The organism is Enterobacter chuandaensis, assembly GCF_003594915.1.
In the GTDB taxonomy this organism is placed as follows: domain Bacteria; phylum Pseudomonadota; class Gammaproteobacteria; order Enterobacterales; family Enterobacteriaceae; genus Enterobacter; species Enterobacter chuandaensis.
This window is the reverse complement of record NZ_QZCS01000021.1, coordinates 1-16132: the sequence shown is the minus strand read 5'-3', so window position 1 is coordinate 16132 and position 16132 is coordinate 1. Positions and strand designations below refer to the sequence as shown.

At 58.7% G+C, this 16132-nt stretch carries 13 protein-coding genes; 7 read left to right on the top strand and 6 right to left on the bottom strand.

Features of this window, described 5'->3' with window-relative positions; genetic code table 11:
* Nucleotides 1-82 precede the first annotated feature (82 nt).
* From D5066_RS21830 to D5066_RS21820, 3 genes are all read right to left on the bottom strand, one after another.
* Nucleotides 83-898 (bottom strand): Cof-type HAD-IIB family hydrolase, encoded by an 816-nt coding sequence (locus D5066_RS21830; protein ID WP_119917197.1) that lies wholly within the window; start codon nucleotides 896-898, stop codon nucleotides 83-85.
* 165 nt (nucleotides 899-1063) lie between these two features.
* Nucleotides 1064-3496, bottom strand: coding sequence for a formate C-acetyltransferase/glycerol dehydratase family glycyl radical enzyme (locus D5066_RS21825; RefSeq protein WP_119917196.1), 2433 nt, complete (start codon nucleotides 3494-3496; stop codon nucleotides 1064-1066).
* A 4-nt stretch (nucleotides 3497-3500) separates the two neighbouring features.
* Nucleotides 3501-4400: a glycyl-radical enzyme activating protein gene (locus D5066_RS21820; RefSeq protein ID WP_119917195.1), complete on the bottom strand. Its 900-nt coding sequence runs from the start codon at nucleotides 4398-4400 to the stop codon at nucleotides 3501-3503.
* 128 nt (nucleotides 4401-4528) lie between these two features.
* Between D5066_RS21820 and fsa the strand changes: the two genes are divergently transcribed.
* Nucleotides 4529-5191: a fructose-6-phosphate aldolase gene (gene fsa / locus D5066_RS21815; RefSeq protein ID WP_119917194.1), complete on the top strand. Its 663-nt coding sequence runs from the start codon at nucleotides 4529-4531 to the stop codon at nucleotides 5189-5191.
* Between the two features lie 85 nt (nucleotides 5192-5276).
* On the opposite strand, the gene moeB is transcribed toward fsa, so the two are convergent.
* Nucleotides 5277-6029, bottom strand: coding sequence for a molybdopterin-synthase adenylyltransferase MoeB (gene moeB / locus D5066_RS21810; protein WP_119917193.1), 753 nt, complete (start codon nucleotides 6027-6029; stop codon nucleotides 5277-5279).
* Nucleotide 6030: 1 nt separating this feature from the next.
* Nucleotides 6031-7263 carry a molybdopterin molybdotransferase MoeA gene (gene moeA / locus D5066_RS21805; RefSeq protein WP_119917192.1) on the bottom strand — a complete coding sequence of 411 codons (1233 nt, stop codon included), beginning with the start codon at nucleotides 7261-7263 and terminating at the stop codon, nucleotides 6031-6033.
* A gap of 188 nt (nucleotides 7264-7451) precedes the next feature.
* Here moeA and iaaA point away from each other — a divergent pair, with 188 nt between their 5' ends.
* Genes iaaA through gsiD form a run of 5 tightly spaced genes read left to right on the top strand, consistent with a single transcriptional unit; the run spans nucleotide 7452 to nucleotide 13674 of the window.
* A complete protein-coding gene (iaaA, locus tag D5066_RS21800; protein ID WP_119917217.1) occupies nucleotides 7452-8390 on the top strand; it encodes a beta-aspartyl-peptidase in 939 nt (312 codons plus the stop codon).
* Between the two features lie 11 nt (nucleotides 8391-8401).
* A complete protein-coding gene (gene gsiA / locus D5066_RS21795; RefSeq protein ID WP_119917191.1) occupies nucleotides 8402-10273 on the top strand; it encodes a glutathione ABC transporter ATP-binding protein GsiA in 1872 nt (623 codons plus the stop codon).
* Between the two features lie 23 nt (nucleotides 10274-10296).
* Nucleotides 10297-11835: a glutathione ABC transporter substrate-binding protein GsiB gene (gene gsiB, locus D5066_RS21790; RefSeq protein WP_119917190.1), complete on the top strand. Its 1539-nt coding sequence runs from the start codon at nucleotides 10297-10299 to the stop codon at nucleotides 11833-11835.
* A gap of 5 nt (nucleotides 11836-11840) precedes the next feature.
* Nucleotides 11841-12761 carry a glutathione ABC transporter permease GsiC gene (gsiC, locus tag D5066_RS21785; RefSeq protein ID WP_061098770.1) on the top strand — a complete coding sequence of 307 codons (921 nt, stop codon included), beginning with the start codon at nucleotides 11841-11843 and terminating at the stop codon, nucleotides 12759-12761.
* 1 nt (nucleotide 12762) lies between these two features.
* Nucleotides 12763-13674 (top strand): glutathione ABC transporter permease GsiD, encoded by a 912-nt coding sequence (gene gsiD / locus D5066_RS21780; RefSeq protein ID WP_119917189.1) that lies wholly within the window; start codon nucleotides 12763-12765, stop codon nucleotides 13672-13674.
* Nucleotides 13675-13734: 60 nt separating this feature from the next.
* Here gsiD and rimO read toward each other — a convergent pair whose 3' ends face one another.
* The gene (gene rimO / locus D5066_RS21775; protein ID WP_119917188.1) at nucleotides 13735-15042 is read right to left on the bottom strand and encodes a 30S ribosomal protein S12 methylthiotransferase RimO; all 1308 of its coding nucleotides are present in this window, start codon (nucleotides 15040-15042) and stop codon (nucleotides 13735-13737) included.
* A gap of 43 nt (nucleotides 15043-15085) precedes the next feature.
* On the opposite strand from rimO, the gene D5066_RS21770 reads away from it, so the two are divergent.
* Nucleotides 15086-16132: recombinase family protein (locus tag D5066_RS21770; protein WP_133300925.1), on the top strand; the 1047-nt coding region annotated here is incomplete at its 3' end.

Genomic DNA, 16132 nt, shown 5'->3' with positions numbered 1-16132 from the left:
TAATGCAAGTTTAAAAACTTGACGCAAGCCACAGGATGGAAAAAGAGTGAGAGGCCGGAGCGGGGCTCCGGCAAGGAAAGGATCAGGCGTCGAAAGGAGAGTGGTTGTCGAGCACGGCCTGAATAACGTTCAGCGCGCCCTGATGGTTGTTATCGTCGGTGCAGTAGTGGCTAATGTCTTTAATGCTCTCTGCTGCGTTGCCCATCGCAAAGGCGTATTTCACCAGCTTCAGCATCTCGGCATCGTTGCCGCTGTCGCCAATGCCCACGCACTCCTGCGGGGAGATTTTCCAGCGTTTCAGCAGGCGGCTGATGCCGTTGGCCTTGTGCAGGCCGGGGATAATCAAATCGACAAAACCGAAACCGCTGGTGACCGGCTTCATGATGCCGTCCAGGGAGACGTGCAGTTTATCGACCAGGTTCGGGATATCGCTGTCCGGCAGGTTCAGGGAGAACTTAAACAGCACGTCGTCAATTTCGCGGTAATCGCTGATGCGCTTTAAGCGGTGGTAGTGCTTTGACATCAGCGCCACGAACGCTTCAGGGGCCTGGTCGCTGACGTAGGCACTCTCCAGCCCGCAGGCCACAAAGTTCAGCCCTTTGTCTTTCAGCAGTTCGCCAATAACAATCTGCGACTCATGGCGGGTCAGCTCGCCGTGGAAAATCTGTTCGCCGTGGTCGAACACCAGCGCGCCGTTTTCCGCCACGAAGGAGATCTGCTCTTTCAGCTCGGGGAAGAAGGAGATGAGCTGGTAATACTGGTTACCGCTGGCGACAACGAATTCAATATCGCGGGATTTAAGCTGCTCAAACTGTGCCTGGAAGCGGTCACGATCGTACTGCTTGGCATCATCAAGGAAAGTTCCGTCCATATCGGTGACGATAACTTTAACGGTCATACTGTGCTCCTGGGTCACTGCGTTTTGAAACATTCTAATAACAAGGTGACGGGGAGCACAAATTTAATTTCGAATGAAAGTCAGAAAGCCGGGTGGCGGCTTCGCCTTACCCGGCCTACGGGGAGAATTGTAGGCCCGGTAAGCGCAGCGCCACCGGGCGTTTTTTTACAGCGTATGCTCAGTACGCGCAATAATATCGTCCTGCGCATCCGGCGACAGGGCGGTGAAGAACGCCGAGTAACCCGCCACACGCACGACCAGGTCGCGGTACTGGTCCGGGTGTTTCTTCGCGTCCAGCAGCGTGTCGCGGGAGACGATGTTGTACTGAATATGCCAGCCCTTATGCACCTCGAAGAAGGTGCGCAGCAGCACCATCAGCTTCTGGCGATCGCTGTCGTTTTCCAGCGTCGACGGGTTCAGCTTCTGGTTCAGCAGCACGCCGCCGAGTATTGCCTCGGTAGGCAGTTTACCGACCGAGCCGATGACCGCCGTCGGGCCGAGGTGGTCGGTACCGGAAGCCGGGCTTGCCCCTTCCGCCAGCGGGGTATGCGCCTTACGTCCGTCCGGCGTCGCCATCGTTGCCGCGCCAAACGGCACGTTCGCGGAGATAGACGACGTGCCCGCGTAGTAGTTACCGCCAATCGGGCCGCGGCCGTAGCGCGGATTGTGGTACTGCTTCAGCTCTTCAATATAGGTCTGATAGGCGCGCGTCAGCAGCATGTCCACGCTGTCATCGTCGTTGCCGTACTTCGGTGCGCCGTTGATCAGGCGCTGGCGCAGCTGCTCGTGGGTCAGCCCGTCGAAGTCATCCGCCAGCGCCGCCGCCAGCTGCTGCTGACCGATAGCGCCCTGCTCAAACACCAGCTTTTTCACCGCTGCCAGGCTGTTGCCGAGGTTGGCGATACCCACCTGCAGGCCGGAAACCCAGTCATACTTCGCGCCGCCCTGCTTGATGCTTTTCGCGCGTTCGATGCAGTCGTCCACCAGCGCCGAGCAGAGAATATCGTGGACGTTCTCCTCCAGCATGGTGTCTACCACATACTCGATCTCGATGGATTTGCGGGTGTAGTAGCGGATCTGGCTGTCCCACGCCGCCATCACTTCATCGAAGTTATCGAAGTTACCGGCGGAGAGCGCTTTCTCCTGCGGCAGGAACACTTTGCCGCTGGTGGCGTCGCGTCCGCCTTCCAGCGCGGCCAGCATCACGCGGGCGAAGTTGATAAAGCTCATGCCGGTGCAGCGGTAGCCCCACTTGCCGCCCACGGCGGTTTCAATGCAGCCGATGGCCGCGTAGTCGTAGGCGTCGTCGCGTTCAACGCCGAGCTTGATGAATTCCGGGATCACGATTTCATCATTGTTGAACGCGGGCATCCCGAAGCCGCAGCGGATCACCTGTACGCAGGCATCGAGGAAGTCGTTGCTCATGCCCGCGTGGTAGCGCACGCTCAGGTTTGGCTGGGTGGAGCGCAGACGACCGCAGGATTCCAGAATCGCGTAGGAGAGCGGGTTCACCGCGTCCATCGGCTCACCGTTGACCAGCTTCTGACCACCGATGGTGACGTTCTGGTACAGCGGGCTACCGGCGGAGGCCTTGGAGTGGGAGCCGGAGCGGATCTTGTTCACTTCCAGCAGCTTCAGCCAGCAGCTGTGCAGCAGCTCGATGGCGTGCTCGCGGTCCAGACTCTGGTCCAGCTCCACGTCGCGGCGGTAGAACGGGTAAAGGTACTGGTCCATACGCGCAAACGACACGGAGTGGCCGTTGGACTCAATCTGCAGGATCAACTGAATGAAGTAGCACAGCTGCAGCGCCTGCCAGAAGGTTTTTGGCGGCTCGTGGGCAATCACGTCGCAGTTTTCCGCCATCGCCAGCAGCTCGTCGCGGCGGCTTTCGCGGGTCTCGGTAGATGCCATCTCACGTGCCAGATCGGCGAAGCGTTTAATGTGCAGGCTCACGGCTTCCAGCACGATATCAATCGCTTTCAGGAACTGATCGCCGTGCAGGTCTTCCAGCACCGTCAGGTTGATGCGCGAGCGGCGCTCGGCCACTTTGGCGCGCAGGCCGTCGAGGCCTTTTTCCAGCACCAGCGGGAAGTTAACGGCCAGGTGCGCGTCGCCGGAGGTCATGTTGCCTTCGGCTTTGATAATGCCGGTTTCCAGCAGGCCTTTCTGCTCGTCGGTGAACATGCCGTAGCAGCGATCCTGCACCGTCTGGCCGCGCCACCACGGGCAGATCTCATGCAGCACGCGCTTGTTCTCTTCGCTTACCGCAAAGCCCGCGCCCGGGCGGTCCGCCAGATCGTCAATCTCTTTCTCAATCCAGGAGACGGTGTATTCCGGGAAAATCGGCGCGGCGCGCACTTCGCTGGCCTGGTTGCCGATAATCAGCTCGTCGTGTTTGATCCAGATGGTACGTTCCGCCAGGTGATGCGCCAGCGCCAGCGCGCGACGCACCGGGATCGGCTTGTCCATGTGCTGCTGGTACATTTCGGTGTAATGCTGTGCGCGCTCGGTACAGACCGGCGGCTTGACGATATGCACCAGCGCCATTTTATGCGCTTTAATACGTTCGCTGAGGGTGTTGAGATTCAGGGTGGTCATAGGTTTATCCTCGTAAGGTCGCGGTTAACCCTTTCTGGCAGGCGTACTGCTGTGCGAAGTCCAGCAGGGCAGGGTTATCCAGCGGTTTGTCAGGGGCAGAGTAGGGTTGGCCGAGCAGGGTGTATTTGTTCATGCCCAGCGTGTGATACGGCAGAAAATGAATATCCCCGACGCCGAGCTCGTCGGCGGCGAAGTTAGTAATGGCGGTGATGGACGCTTCGTCCGCATTAAAGCCCTGGATCAGCGGCACGCGGATGGTGATTTTTTTCCCGGCCGCGGCAAGGCGTTTCAGGTTGTCCAGGATCCGCCTGGCCGAGCCGTCGGTCCACTGTTTAAACACCGCGCTATCCACATGCTTCAGGTCGGCGAGGAACAGATCGACATAGGGTAATGACGGCTCGATATAATGCCACGGCACGTGAAGGCAGGTTTCCACGGCGGTGTGGATACCCTGTTCATGGCTGGCCTTAAACAGGGCGTGCGCCAGCTTTGGGTTCATAAACGGTTCGCCGCCGGAGAGGGTGATCCCGCCGCCGCTGCGGTCGTAGAAAGGTTTGTCGCGCAGCACGGTGGCCATGATCTCATCCACCTGCTTCTCTTCACCGCAGACGGTCAGCGCCTGCGTTGGACAGCAGTCGGTGAGGGCGTTGAGCGTAGCGTCATCAAGCTTCTCACGGTGAATGACCAGCCCGTTCAGCGCGCGTTCGATACAGCCCGGCGCCGCCAGCTGGCAAAGGTCGCAGCCCTCCAGGCACAGACGCGCGTCAAACAGCACGTCCCGGCTGCGGGAGCGGCTTTCCGGGTTCTGGCACCAGCGACAGCCCAGCGAGCATCCTTTCAGGAACACCACGGTTCGAATGCCGGGGCCATCGTGGGTAGAGTAACGCTGAATATTGAAGATCATGATTTTGCCTCTCATCTTGCATATGAAGATTAAATTACTTTCGAATGAAAGTAATCTTGATGCAGGTCAACTACTGAGCAGGTTTTGTCGTGATAGGGTAAGTGCAGGCTAATTTTGAGGGTGACATCATGGAACTTTATCTCGACACATCTGACGTTGTGGCAGTCAAAAAGCTGGCGCCTATCTTCCCGCTGGCGGGTGTGACCACTAACCCAAGCATTGTGGCGACAGGTAAAACGCCGCTCGACGAGTTGCTGCCCGCACTGCACGACGCGCTGGGCGGCAAAGGTCGTCTGTTCGCGCAGGTGATGGCGACCACAGCCGAAGGGATGGTGGAAGACGCGCGCAAGCTGCGCGCCATCATTAACGACCTGGTGGTGAAAGTGCCGGTGACTGCGGAAGGGCTGGCGGCGATCAAGATGCTGAAATCCGAAGGGATCCCGACGCTGGGCACGGCGGTGTACGGTGCCGCGCAGGGGATGCTCTCCGCGCTGGCGGGAGCAGAGTATGTCGCCCCTTACGTTAACCGCGTGGACGCGCAGGGTGGGGACAGGATCCAGACCGTGATTGAACTGCAACAGCTGCTGACGCTGCACGCCCCGCAGTCAAAGGTGCTGGCCGCGAGCTTTAAAACCCCGCGTCAGGCGCTGGACTGCCTGCTGGCAGGTTGCGAGTCCATCACGCTGCCGCTGGACGTGGCGCAGCAGTTTATTACCTCTCCGGCTGTGGATGCGGCGATTGTGAAGTTTGAGCAGGACTGGCAGGGGGCGTTTGGACGGAAGTCTATCTAATGCTGTTGCCGGGTGGCGCTGGCGCTTACCCGGCCTACGTTCGAGCCGTTGTAGGTCGGGTAAGGCGGAGCCGCCACCCGACTTTTTATTTGCTACAAACCTCACACCCCGGGTTACGCATCAGCTTTATCTCGCGGAACTGGCAGGTCATCGCGTCATACATCACGATTTTCCCCGCCGCTGGCGTGCCGTAGCGCGCCAGCACTTTGATCGCCTCCATCGCCTGCAGTGAGCCAATCACGCCGACGAGCGGCGCCATCACGCCCGCCTCGACGCAGGTTAGCGCGTTTTCGCCAAACAGGCGGCTCAGGCAGCGGTAGCAGGGTTCACCTTCCGCGTAGGTAAAGACGCTGATTTGCCCCTCCATGCGGATCGCCGCCCCGGAAATCAGCGGGGTTTTATGGGCAAAACAGCCCGCGTTCAGCTGGTTACGAATCGCCACGTTGTCGGTGCAGTCCAGCACCAGGTCATGCTGCGCAATCTGCGCGGACAGCGCGTCGTCATCCAGCATTGCGTCAATCAGGGTGAATTCACAATGAGGGTTGATGCGCGCCAGCGCCGTGCGGGCGGATTCCACTTTTGGCTGGCCCACCGTCGCGTCGCTGTGCAGCGTCTGGCGCTGCAGGTTGGACACCGACACGGTATCGAAATCCAGCAGCGTCATCCTGCCCACGCCCGCCGCCGTAAGGTACTGCGCGGCGGCGCAGCCCAGCCCGCCAAGACCGACAACCAGCACATTGGCTGCCTTAAGCGCTTCCTGGCCCTCGAAATCAAACCCGCGCAGCACAATCTGGCGGTTGTAGCGCAGCATCTCCTGGTCGCTCAGCTCCACCGTCATGTCAGCCTCCGAACAGGTGGTTAAAGCGCTCAACCTCAACCCACTCGCCCGGCTCTACGCTGCCGCGCTCGCGCTCCAGCACGATAAAGCAGTTGCCCTGGCTGAAGGAGCTGAAAATGTGCGAGCCCTGGTGGCCGGTGGTGCTCACTTCGAGCTCGCCGTCCGCGTTGCGCGCCAGAATGCCGCGCTGGAAATCGAGGCGACCCGGTGATTTTTTCAGACGCGTGGCGGCACGCACGCGCAGGCGTTCCGGCAGCGGGCTGGCTTTGTTGCCTGAAAGCTTCGCCAGCAGCGGGATCGCGAGCTGGTAGAAGGTGAGTGCCGCAGAGACCGGGTTACCCGGCAGGCCGCAAAACCAGCTGTGTGTGAGCTTGCCAAACGCGAACGGTTTACCCGGTTTAATCGCCAGCTTCCAGAAGGCGATTTCGCCCAGCTCTTCAAGAAGGGTTTTGGTGTAATCCGCTTCGCCAACCGATACGCCGCCGGAGCTGATAACCACGTCGGCGGATTTGTCCGCCTCGATAAACGCCGCGCGCAGTTTATCCGGATCGTCAGGAATGATGCCCAGGTTAATCACCTCGCAGCCCAGTTGCTCCAGCATCAGGTGCACCGCCAGGCGGTTGGTATCGTAAATCTGACCGTCCTGCAGCGGCTGGCCCGGAAGCTGCAGCTCGTCGCCGGTAGAGAAGACCGCCACGCGCACCTTGCGGACAACGTCGACATCGGCAATGCCGAGCGACGCCAGCACCGGCAGCTCAGCGACCGTCAATTTCTGTCCGGCGGCAAAGACCGTTGCGCCAAGGGTAATGTCCTCGCCGGTACGGCGAATATTCTGCCCCGCTTTAACGCTGGCGGTAAAACGCACGCCGTCGTCGGTCTGTTCGGTCTCTTCCTGCATCACCACGGCGTCGCAGCCAGCCGGAACCGGCGCGCCGGTCATAATGCGCACGCAGGTGCCCGCAGGCCATTCGCCGCCAAACGGCTGGCCCGCAAAGGCTTTACCCGCCACCGGCAGGGCGTTACCCGTCTGGAGATCCGCCAGGCGCACCGCGTAACCGTCCATCGCGGAGTTATCGAACCCCGGCACGTTCATCGGCGAGACGATATCGCGCGCGGCAATACGACCAAAACAGCGCACAAGCGGCAGCGTCTCAACGTCATGCAGCGGAGAAATACGGTCAAGCATCTGCGAGAGTGCCGTCTCAAGCGGCATCAGTCCGGCGGTAAAATCCATGGTGGGCTCCTGCGGAGTAACAACGAAAGCGCCCATTATGGCAGAAAAGTGCGGCTAACTGTATGACCCGATGGCTGTACGCTTTACATCACTGTTGCGTCTTTCTATATTCAAAAATCATCTGAAGTTTCATCGACGATAATGATATTTATAGAAAAAGCCGCGAATCAGGCTAACGGGTGATGCGAATGGTTAATGCGGTAATCGCAATTCATGGCGGCGCAGGGGCAATCACCCGTGCACAGCTCAGTCCCGAGCAGGAAAAGCGCTACATTGACGCGCTGTACGCCATTGTGGAAACGGGCCAGAAAATGCTGGAAGCGGGCGAGAGCGCGCTGGATGTGGTCACCGAAGCGGTGCGTCTGCTGGAAGAGTGTCCGCTCTTTAATGCCGGAATCGGTTCGGTCTTTACCCGGGATGAAACCCACGAGCTGGACGCCTGCGTGATGGACGGTGTCACCCTCAAGGCGGGCGCCGTGGCGGGCGTGAGCCATCTGCGAAATCCGGTGCTGGCGGCGCGTCTGGTGATGGAGGAGAGCCCGCACGTTCTGCTGGCGGGCGCCGGGGCGGAGAAATTTGCCTTTGAGCACGGAATGGAACCGGTATCGCCGGATCTGTTTTCCACGGAAGAACGCTATCAGCAGCTGTTGGAAGACCGCACGGCGGGCATGACGCAGCTTGACCATGCTGCGCCGCTGGATGAAACCACCAAAATGGGCACGGTCGGCGCGGTGGCGCTTGATAAAGCCGGTAACCTCGCGGCGGCGACGTCAACGGGCGGTATGACCAACAAGCTCCCCGGGCGCGTCGGCGACAGCCCGCTGCCTGGCGCAGGGTGCTATGCCAATAACGCCACGGCGGCGGTGTCGTGTACCGGCACCGGGGAAGTATTTATACGCGCCCTCGCGGCCTACGACATCACCGCGCTGATGGATTACGGCGGACTGAGCCTGAACGAGGCCTGCGAGCGCGTAGTGATGGAGAAGCTGCCTGCGCTGGGCGGCGTCGGTGGGCTGATTGCGGTGGATCGTGAGGGCAACGTGTCCCTGCCGTTCAACAGCGAAGGTATGTACCGCGCCTGGGGTTATGCCGGTGATGAGCCGAGTACGGGCATCTATCGTGAATAAGGGGGCTACGCGTGCCGCATCGTGAAGAGCTGGACAACTGCGAAGTGCTGGCTGTCCACCAACTGAATATTGCGTTTCAGGAAGAGCGGCAGTTCATCCCCGCAGTACAAAATTTATCGTTCTCGCTCAGGCGCGGCGAGACGCTGGCGATTGTTGGCGAGTCCGGTTCCGGTAAATCGGTCACCGCGCTGGCGCTGATGCGCCTGCTGGAACAGACGGGCGGGCAAATCAGCAGTGAGAAAATGCTCCTGCGCCGCCGTAACCGTCAGGTCATTGATGTCAACGAGCTGAGTGACGCGCAGATGCAGGGCGTGCGCGGGGCGGATATTGCGATGATCTTCCAGGAGCCGATGACCTCGCTCAACCCGGTTTTCCCGGTCGGGGAGCAAATTGCCGAGTCCATACGGCTGCATCAGGGGCTGAGCGGCGATGAGGCGCTCAAAGAGGCCCGACGAATGCTGGAGCTGGTACGCATTCCGGAGGCTCAGGCCATTCTGGGACGCTATCCGCATCAGCTTTCCGGCGGCATGCGCCAGCGGGTAATGATTGCCATGGCGCTTTCCTGCCGTCCGGCGGTGCTGATTGCCGATGAACCGACAACGGCGCTGGACGTGACGATTCAGGCGCAGATCCTGCAGCTCATCAAAGTGCTGCAGCAGGAGATGGAGATGGGGGTGATTTTCATCACCCACGATATGGGCGTGGTCGCCGATATCGCCGATCGGGTGCTGGTGATGCACAAGGGCAGCGCGGTGGAAACTGGCCCGGTTGAGCAGATTTTCCACGCGCCCGTGCATCCTTACACCAACGCGCTGCTGGCGGCGGTGCCGCGCCTTGGGGCGATGAACGGCAGCGATTTGCCGCGCCGCTTTCCGCTGATTTCCCTGGAGGCGACAGAGCCGCAGGAGGATGAACGCGAGCAGGACACCGTGGTGCCGGGCAAACCGATACTCGAAGTACGCAATCTGGTGACCCGCTTTCCGCTGCGCAGCGGAATTTTCAACCGCCTGAAGCGCGAAGTGCATGCGGTGGAAAACGTCAGTTTCGATCTCTGGCCGGGTGAAACGCTGGCGCTGGTAGGGGAATCCGGCTGCGGGAAATCCACCACCGGGCGGGCGCTGCTCAGGCTCGTGGAGACGCAGGAGGGGACGATAACCTTTAACGGTGAACGTATCGACATCCTGCCGGATAATAAATTACAGGCGGTCCGCCGGGATATTCAGTTTATCTTCCAGGATCCGTATGCCTCCCTCGATCCGCGACATACGGTAGGGTACTCGATCATGGAGCCGCTGCGGGTGCATAACCTGCTCGACGGCGAAGCGGCACAGCGCCGCGTGGCCTGGCTGCTGGAGCGCGTCGGCCTGAAGCCGGAACATGCCTGGCGTTACCCGCACGAGTTTTCCGGCGGACAGCGGCAGCGTATCTGCATCGCCCGCGCGCTGGCGCTTAACCCGAAAGTGGTGATTGCCGATGAGTCGGTCTCGGCGCTGGATGTCTCTATCCGGGCGCAAATCATCAACTTACTGCTGGATTTACAGCGGGATATGGGAATCGCCTTCCTGTTTATCTCGCACGATATGGCGGTAGTAGAACGCATCAGCCATCGCGTGGCGGTGATGTTTATGGGGCAAATCGTGGAGATTGGCCCGCGAAGGGCGGTGTTTGAGAACCCGCAGCACCCGTACACCCGCAAGCTGATCGCGGCGGTCCCGGTTGCCGATCCCGCGCACCGTCACGGCCAGCGCGTGCTGCTGCAGGATGAAATGCCGAGCAATATTCGTAAACGCGGCGAGGCCGTGGAGCGCGTGACGCTGCGCGAGGTCGGGCCAGGTCATTTCGTCGCTCCCCCGCGTCAGGACAATGCGTTTTCGCGGTTATAACTTACAACAGGCTGGAGAACACAATGGTTACATTTGTAGCGCGTAGATGGTTGTTAGCCGCGAGCATGACGGCAGCCCTGGCCGCTGCCCCCGCGTTCGCTGCCAAAGATGTGGTGGTTGCCGTCGGCTCCAATTTCACCACGCTCGATCCGTACGACGCCAACGACACGCTCTCCCAGGCGGTGGCGAAATCGTTCTATCAGGGGCTGTTTGGTCTCGACAGAGAGATGAAGCTGAAAAATGTGCTGGCGGAGGGGTACACCGTGTCCGACGACGGGCTGGTTTATACCATCAAGCTCCGTTCCGGCGTGAAGTTCCAGGACGGGACTGATTTCAATGCGGAGGCGGTGAAGGTCAACCTCGACCGTGCCAGCAATCCTCAAAACAGCCTCAAGCGCTATAACCTGTATAAAAATATCGCCAGCACCGAGGCGGTGGATCCGGCGACGGTAAAAATTACTCTGAAAGAGCCATTCTCGGCGTTTATCAACATTCTGGCGCATCCGGCGACGGCGATGATTTCCCCCGCCGCGCTGAAAAAATACGGTAAAGAGATCGGTTTTCACCCGGTCGGTACTGGCCCGTATGAGCTGGTGACCTGGAATCAGACCGACTTTGTGAAGGTGAAGAAATTCGCTGGCTACTGGCAGCAGGGGCTGCCGAAGCTCGACACCATCACCTGGCACCCGGTGGTGGACAACAATACCCGCGCGGCGATGCTGCAAACCGGCGAGGCGCAGTTTGCCTTCCCGATCCCGTATGAGCAGGCCGCGATATTGCAGAAAAACAGCAAGCTGGAGCTGGTCGCCAGCCCGTCGATCATGCAGCGCTACATCAGCATGAACGTTACGCAAAAACCGTTCGATAACCCGAAGGTGCGTGAGGCCATCAACTATGCCATTAACCGTCAGGCGCTGGTGAAGGTCGCCTTTGCGGGCTATGCCACTCCTGCGACCGGCGTGCTGCCGCCGTCTATTGCGTATGCGCAAAGCTATCAGCCGTGGCCGTACGATCCGGCCAAAGCGCGCGAGCTTCTGAAAGAGGCGGGCTTCCCGAACGGCTTCAGCACCACGCTGTGGTCGTCGCATAATCACAGTACCGCCCAGAAGGTGCTGCAGTTCACCCAGCAGCAGCTGGCGCAGGTCGGTATTAAGGCGCAGGTCACCGCGATGGATGCCGGACAGCGTGCGGCAGAGGTTGAGGGGAAAGGACAGAAAGAGAGCGGCGTGCGGATGTTCTACACCGGCTGGACGGCTTCGACCGGGGAAGCCGACTGGGCGCTGTCGCCGCTGTTTGCCTCGCAGAACTGGCCGCCAACCCTGTTCAACACCGCATTTTACAGTAATCCGCAGGTGGACAAAGACCTGGCCGATGCCCTGAAAACGACGAAACCGGAAGAGAAAGCCCGCCTCTACAAAGACGCGCAGGACATTATCTGGAAAGAGTCGCCGTGGGTGCCGCTGGTGGTGGAGAAACTGGTCTCAGCCCATAACAAAGCGCTGACCGGGTTCTACATCATGCCGGATACGGGCTTTAGCTTTGACGATGCGGATCTAAAATAAACCTCATGCTGAATTATGTTTGTAAACGCCTGCTGGGGCTTATTCCGACGCTGCTGATTGTGGCGGTGCTGGTGTTTTTATTTGTCCATATGCTGCCGGGCGATCCGGCGCGCCTGGTTGCAGGGCCCGAAGCGGATGCCACCGTCATTGAGCTGGTGCGTAAACAGCTGGGCCTCGACCAGCCGCTGTATATGCAATTTCTGCACTATATGTGCAATGTTCTGCAGGGCGATTTTGGTATCTCGATGGTGTCGCGCCGTCCAGTGTCGGAGGAGATTGCCAGCCGCTTTATGCCGACGTTCTGGTTAACGATTGCCAGCATGGGCTGGGCGGTGGTGTTTGGGCTTGGCGCGGGGATTATTGCGGCCGTCTGGCGCAACCGCTGGCCGGACAAGCTCGGCATGGCGCTGGCGGTGACCGGCATCTCCTTCCCGGCGTTCGCGCTGGGGATGCTGCTGATGCAGATCTTCTCCGTTGAACTGGGCTGGCTGCCGACCGTCGGGGCCGATACCTGGAAGCATTACATCCTGCCTTCCATGACGCTGGGGGCTGCCGTGTCGGCGGTGATGGCCCGCTTTACCCGCGCCTCGTTCGTTGACGTGCTGAGCGAAGATTATATTCGCACCGCGCGGGCGAAAGGGGTCAGCGAGAAGTGGGTCATTCTCAAGCACGGGTTCCGCAATGCGATGATCCCGGTGGTGACGATGATGGGGCTGCAGTTTGGCTTCCTGCTCGGCGGCTCTATCGTTGTGGAAAAGGTCTTCAACTGGCCGGGGCTGGGACGCCTGCTGGTCGATTCCGTCGAGATGCGTGACTACCCGGTGATACAGGCGGAAGTCCTGCTATTCTCGCTGGAATTTATTCTTATCAACTTAGTGGTTGACGTGCTCTACGCCGCCATTAACCCGGCCATCAGGTATAAGTAAGATGCGATTGTTGAACTGGCGGCGTCAGGCCGTTTTGAACGCGATGCCGGGACTCAAACCGGAGCATGTCCGCACCCCGTGGTCTGAATTCTGGCGGCGTTTTCGCCGTCAGCCGGTCGCGATGGCGGCGGGGCTCTTTGTCCTGCTGCTGATTGTGGTGGCGGTGATTGCGCCGTGGGTGGCGCCGTTTGATGCGGAAAACTATTTTGACTACGACCGTCTAAACGACGGCCCCTCAATGCTGCACTGGTTCGGCGTGGACTCGCTTGGCCGCGATATCTTTAGCCGCGTGCTGGTGGGTGCGCAGATCTCGCTCGCCGCCGGAGTCGTCGCGGTGCTGATCGGCGCGGCTATCGGTACCGTGCTGGGGCTCGTCGCCGGGTATTATGAGGGCTGGTGGGACCGCATCATCATGCGCATCTGTGACGTGCTGTTTGCTTTCCCCGGCATTTTGCTGGCGATTGCCGTGGTGGCGATCATGGGCAGCGGCATGGCGAACGTCATCATTGCGGTCGCGGTCTTTTCGATTCCGGCGTTTGCCCGTCTGGTGCGCGGCAACACGCTGGTGCTGAAGCAGCAGACCTTTATCGAATCCGCCCGCAGTATGGGGGCGAGCGACGCTACCATTCTGTTCAGCCATATTCTACCGGGTACGGTGTCGTCCATCGTGGTCTATTTCACCATGCGTATCGGCGTGTCGATTATTTCGGCGGCGAGCCTGTCGTTTCTGGGGTTAGGCGCGCAGCCTCCGACGCCGGAGTGGGGCGCGATGCTGAACGAGGCGAGGGCGGATATGGTGATTGCGCCACACGTGGCGATCTTCCCGAGTCTGGCGATTTTTCTGACCGTGCTGGCGTTTAACCTGCTGGGTGACGGGCTGCGCGATGCGCTGGATCCGAGGATAAAGGGGTAGTGCAGTGAAATGTGCCGGGTGGCGGCTACGCCTTACCCGGCCTACAACAGAGGGGTGAGATTAAACCCGGCTACCCCACAGGTCATATTCATCCGCGTTTTCAACCTTCACGCGAATAATATCACCCGGCTTAACGCTGGTTTCGCCGTTCAGGTACACCGCGCCGTCGATTTCAGGGGCGTCCGCCATGCTGCGGCCAATCGCGCCTTCTTCGTCCACCTCGTCGATGATAACCATGATCTCACGGCCCACTTTCTCCTGCAGACGCTCAGCAGAGATCTGCTGCTGCAGCTGCATGAAGCGGTTCCAGCGCTCTTCTTTCACCTCTTCCGGCACCTGATCCGCCAGCTCGTTGGCGGTTGCACCTTCTACCGGGCTGTACTTGAAGCAGCCTACGCGGTCGAGACGCGCTTCTTTCAGGAAGTCGAGCAGCATCTGGAAATCTTCTTCGGTTTCACCCGGGAAGCCGACGATGAAGGTGGAGCGCAGGGTCAGTTCCGGGCAGATCTCACGCCACTGCTTGATGCGCGCCAGCTGGCGGTCAACGGAGCCAGGACGCTTCATCAGCTTCAGGATACGCGGGCTGGCGTGCTGCAGCGGGATATCCAGGTACGGCAGAATTTTGCCTTCCGCCATCAGCGGGATCACGTCGTCAACGTGCGGGTAAGGGTAGACGTAGTGCAGACGCGTCCAGATACCGAGCTTAGACAGCTGCTCACACAGGCCCACCATGCTGGTTTTCACCGGCTCGCCGTTGTGGAAACCGGAGCGGTGTTTAACGTCCACGCCATAGGCCGAGGTGTCCTGGGAGATGACCAGCAGCTCCTTCACGCCCGCGTCAGCCAGACGTTTCGCTTCCGCCAGCACTTCGCCAATCGGACGGCTCACCAGATCGCCACGCATGGATGGGATGATGCAGAAGGTGCAACGATGGTTGCAGCCTTCGGAAATTTTCAGGTAGGCGTAGTGACGCGGCGTCAGCTTCACGCCCTGTTCCGGCACCAGGCTCAGGAACGGGTTGTGCTTCGGTTTTGGCACGTAGTGATGAACATGTTCCAGCACCTGCTCGTAGCTGTGCGGGCCGGTGATCTCCAGCACCTTCGGGTGCACTTCGCGGATCTGGTCCACTTTCGCGCCCAGGCAGCCGGTAACAATCACTTTGCCGTTTTCCGTCAGGGCTTCACCGATGGCTTCCAGGGACTCCTGAACCGCGCTGTCGATAAACCCGCAGGTGTTAACGATCACCATATCGGCGTTGTCGTAGCTTGGCACCACGTCATAGCCCTCGGTGCGCAGTTCGGTCAGGATGCGTTCTGAATCCACCAGGTTTTTCGGGCACCCTAATGATATAAATCCAATCTTAGACATTTTTTTGTACAATCAGTTGCTCACATTGCCGGGGATTATATAGATGCCGCAACTTTATAGCTACATCAGGTGGTCAACAGATCGCCAGGACAAAGGGACAACCAGAAACAGGCAGCTTGCAGCCGCGAAAGCATATGCGGCTGATGCTGGGCTGGAAATGGTTGAGATCGAAGATCCAGGCGTCAGTGCTTTTCGTGGCAAGAATACCAGCACAGGAAAATTAGGGGATTTTATAGATGCAGTTAAACAAGGAGCTATTGCCTCTGATTCCTGGCTATACGTGGAAAATCTGGACCGCATTACAAGACAGAATGTAACTACTGCACAGAAACTGTTTATTGAATTGTTAGAGTTAGGTTTGACACTCGTCACAGGCATGGATCAGCGGGTATATACACTTGATTCTGTAAACAAAAACCCAACAGAATTAATGATTTCACTACTGTTGTTCAGTCGTGCCAATGAAGAATCAGAAACGAAATCAAACAGGACTATAGGCAATGTTGTTGCTTTGGTCGAACGTCATAAAGCAGGATTGCCAATAAACATTAAGTCAGTTGGTCGCCATCCGTTTTGGATAGATGATTCAGGTTCGCAATATGAAGCGGTTAAAGAACATCCGGTTTACTGGAGTATCGCCCGCGAAGCTATAGACATGTTTTTAGATGGGAATGGCATCTATACAGTAAAGCGTTATCTCGATGAAAAATATCCTAACGGTTTAAAGGGTAAGGAGTGGGATTATCAAGTTTTAAAGAAAATGCGTGATAATCGTGCGTTGATTGGGGAAAGGACTATCAATGTCGGTGGTGCTACTTACAAACTTGATAACTACTATCCGTGGTTGTGTAAAGATGAAGCAGAGTTTTTAACGCTGGCTGAACGTAAGCAACAAAACAACTACAAAGCTAAGAAAGACAAAGCAGAAGAAATCAAATTGTTGTCAGGGCTACAGGTGTTACGGTGTAATAAATGTGGAGGAACGATGCATTCCTTCATGAATCATGGTAGTGCTCGCTACATCTGTACGAATGGGGTTCACCTACAGAAAAACTGTTCTGGCTGGTCCATATCAGCTCAATTAGTTGAA